3 protein-coding genes are annotated in these 3,363 nt (G+C 64.6%); all 3 read left to right on the forward strand.

All coding sequences use genetic code 11. The annotated features are described in order from the left end of the window. Window positions 1–927, forward strand: a 927-nt coding sequence (locus VFI82_00700; GenBank protein ID HET7183172.1) for an ATP-binding protein, incomplete at its 5' end; no start/stop codon positions are given. Further along, on the forward strand, window positions 924–2,306 hold the full coding sequence (locus VFI82_00705; GenBank protein HET7183173.1) for a sigma-54 dependent transcriptional regulator: 1,383 nt from the start codon (window positions 924–926) through the stop codon (window positions 2,304–2,306). The genes VFI82_00700 and VFI82_00705, both read left to right, overlap by 4 nt. Then, a partial coding sequence (locus VFI82_00710; GenBank protein ID HET7183174.1) for a cytochrome c occupies window positions 2,303–3,363 on the forward strand: 1,061 nt, incomplete at its 3' end. The genes VFI82_00705 and VFI82_00710, both read left to right, overlap by 4 nt.

Genomic DNA, 3,363 nt, shown 5'->3' on the forward strand with positions numbered 1-3,363 from the left:
GACAAGGAGGCGGAGCTGGAGTCGTGCCTCGATTCAGTAGAGGCGGGCGGAGCCGTGCTCGACCGGGAGACGCTGCGCCGCAACCGGCGGGGCGAAGCCATCGAAGTGCAGCTCAGCTTGCTGCCATTCCGGGAGGGCGGACGGCGGTACGTCATGGAAGTCACGCACGACATTCGCGAGCGCGTGCGCCTTCGGCAGACGCTGCTGGAACTGGAAAAGCTCACCACCATGGGCAAGATGGCGGCGGGCACGGCGCACCATCTGAATACGCCAATGGCGTCGATGCTGCTGCGGGTACAGATGATGCGGGAGCGGGCACATCACAACAACGGCTGCGCCACCGACCTGGAGCAACTGGAGAATGCGATCGGCTTCTGCCAGCAGTTTGTGCGTCGCCTGCTGGATTTCTCCCGCAAACCTGCGCCGCAGAAGCAGCCGGAAGAGGTGGCGCCGCTGATCGAGGCGGTGCTCGGGTTCATGGCGCCTTCCTTCGGGGCGAAGAAAGTGCGGGCCAGCGCCGAACTCTCCGCGATTGCCGGCGCAACCGTGCTCGCCGACCGCAACCAGCTCGAAACCCTGCTGCTGACGCTGCTCAGCAATGCATTGGACGCGGTGTCCGCAGGAGGCGAGATCGATGTCCGCGGACGCATGAAGGAAGGTCAACTGGAAATCGAAATTGCAGACAACGGCTGCGGCGTTGCTGACACCGACCTCGGCCGCGTTTTCGAGCCATTTTTTACCACCAAACCGCCAGGAAAAGGCACCGGCCTGGGACTGGCAATCGCGCGCAACATCGTCGCCGAACATGGCGGCGCAATTTCGTTGCGACCTGGCCCGGGCGGCGGCGCCGTGGCGCTGGTGCAGTTGCCGCTATCGCCGAGCGGCTGCATGAGTACCCCGGCGTTTCTCGAGGAGGCGCAGCGGTGAACCAGGAACGGGCCAGCGCCGAGATCCTGATTGTTGATGACGACGCCGGGCTGGCGGGCACGCTGCGCGATTTTCTGATTGAGCAGGGATACACGGCGGTGGTGGCGCTTTCGGGCGCCGAGGCCGTGGCCGCCCTGGAGGAAAACCCCGCCCTTGCGCTGGCCCTGGTTGACTTGGTGATGCCATTGACCGACGGTCTTTCTCTGATGGAGCAGATTCACCAACGCAACGCCGACTTGCCGGTGGTGATCATGACCGGCTACGCGACCGTCGAAACCGCCGTAGAGGCCATCAAGCGCGGCGCCGAGGACTACCTCACCAAGCCCTTCGATCGCCAGGCGGTGAAGAAAAAAGTCGGGCGACTGATGGAAGTGCATCGCCTGCGCCATCGCGTGGCGCAACTGGAGGCTGACCTCAAGGAGGTGAACGATCCATTCGAGACGCTGGTGTTCGTGTCGCCGCAGATGCAGCGGGTGATAGAGCGCGCCCGGGCGGCGGCGGCGAGCGACGCCGCGGTGCTCATCGTCGGCGAAACCGGGACCGGAAAAGAGATGCTGGCGCGCGCGATTCATCGCGCCAGCCGCCGCGCGGGAGAACCGTTTGTCGCAATCAATTGCGGCGCGCTGCCGCACGAACTGGTGGAAAGCGAACTGTTCGGCTTCCGCCGCGGAGCGTTTACGGGCGCCTACAACGACGCTCCGGGCGTATTCGTATCCGCTGGACGTGGCACAGTGTTTCTGGACGAAATCGGAGAAATGCCGAAGGACGCCCAGGTCAAGCTGCTGCGCGTACTGCAGGAAAAGGAACTGCGGCCGGTGGGCAGCACGCGGCCCGTCCGCATCGACGTGCGCATCATCGCCGCAACCAACCGGCCGCTGGCGCAGTTGCGGTCGGAGTTCCTGCGCGACGACTTGTACTTCCGCATTGCCACGGTGGTGATCGAAGTTCCGCCATTGCGCGCGCGGCGCGAGGACATCCTGGTGCTGGCGCAACATTTCACCGCGCAGCTGTCGGACCGCTACGGCCGCCACGTGACCCTGTCGCGCTCGGCGACCGAGTTGCTGGTCAACCACGGATTTGGCGGCAACGTACGCGAACTGCAAAACGTCCTGGAAAGCGCGACGGCACTGTCGCAGGCCGATCCCCAGACGATCACCGACAAGGACATCAAGATGCTGGTGGGTGCTCCGCCCGCGCCGACCATGCGGTTGGAGGAGCATCCGCTGGCGCTGGACGAAATGGAGCGGGTGGCGATCGAGCGCTCGCTGCGCATCTGCCAGGGCAACCGAACGCGCGCGGCGGCATTGCTCGGGATCTCGCGCGACACCCTGTACCGCAAGATTCGCGACCTGAAAATCCTGGCGGAGCCGGCGAAATGAGCAAATCACTGCGGGAATTCATACTGTGGACCGCGGTCGCCGCGGCGGCGCTGCTGACATTCGCAGTGATTCTGCGCCTGCAGTACAGCAACACGCAGAACCGCTGGGTGACCGCCGTAAAACCGCAGCCGGCGTTGGGCAGCGCAGTCTTTCAATCCAAGGGATGTGCAAATTGTCACGGCGAGCGAGCCGGCAGCCAGCAGCCGGGACCGCGCCTGCGGCAACGCTCCGCCAGCCTGCCGCAGTTAGTCACCGCCATGTGGAACCACGCGCCGCGCATGTACGAGGCGATGAAACAGGCCAAGCTGCCGTATCCCAAGATGTCGTACGACGAAACCGGCCAGCTGGTTGCCTACCTGTACCTGGCGGGCTATTCCGACGAGCGCGGAGATCCGGAACGCGGCCAGGAATTATTCGCGAAGAAGAATTGCGCGCATTGTCATACCAGCGACGGCAGGGGTGGCTCCGCCCGCGTGGTGCGAGATTTGGGTTGGGCAGATTCGCCGCTGACGTGGACGCAGGCGCTGTGGAATCACGCGGCAGCCATGGAAGACAGCATGCGTCGAGAGCGGATCGCATGGCCTCATTTCCAGGCCAATGAACTGCGTGACCTGTATGCATACGTGCGCCGCGAAGGCGGGCATGCGAACGAGGAAATCGCGGTGCCGACGGCGGATCCCGACCGCGGCTGGCACGTGTTTCAGGCAAAGTACTGCGTGAACTGCCATGCCCTGCGTAACGCGCCGGGAGTAATGACGGTCAGCAGCCCAGCGCAGCGCCCGGTGGGACCGGTGCTGGGCGCCGACGGCAAACTGCCGCCCACGTTTTCGCAGTTCGGCGAATCCATGCTGAATCATTTCCCCGACATGAATCGCGCGATGCAGTCCGTGGGGCAGGCGCCGCCGAAGTTTGAGTCGCAGGAACTCGCCGACCTGGCGCTGTTCCTCTACACCCTGCATTACCAGGAGCCGTCCGGATCGCCGCAGGTGGGCAGCAGCATCTTCAGCTGGCGCGGTTGCGCCGATTGTCACGGAACGCACGCCCAAGGAACGTCGCG

It is taken from the genome of Terriglobales bacterium (assembly GCA_035691485.1).
In the GTDB taxonomy this organism is placed as follows: domain Bacteria; phylum Acidobacteriota; class Terriglobia; order Terriglobales; family Acidobacteriaceae; genus JAIQGF01.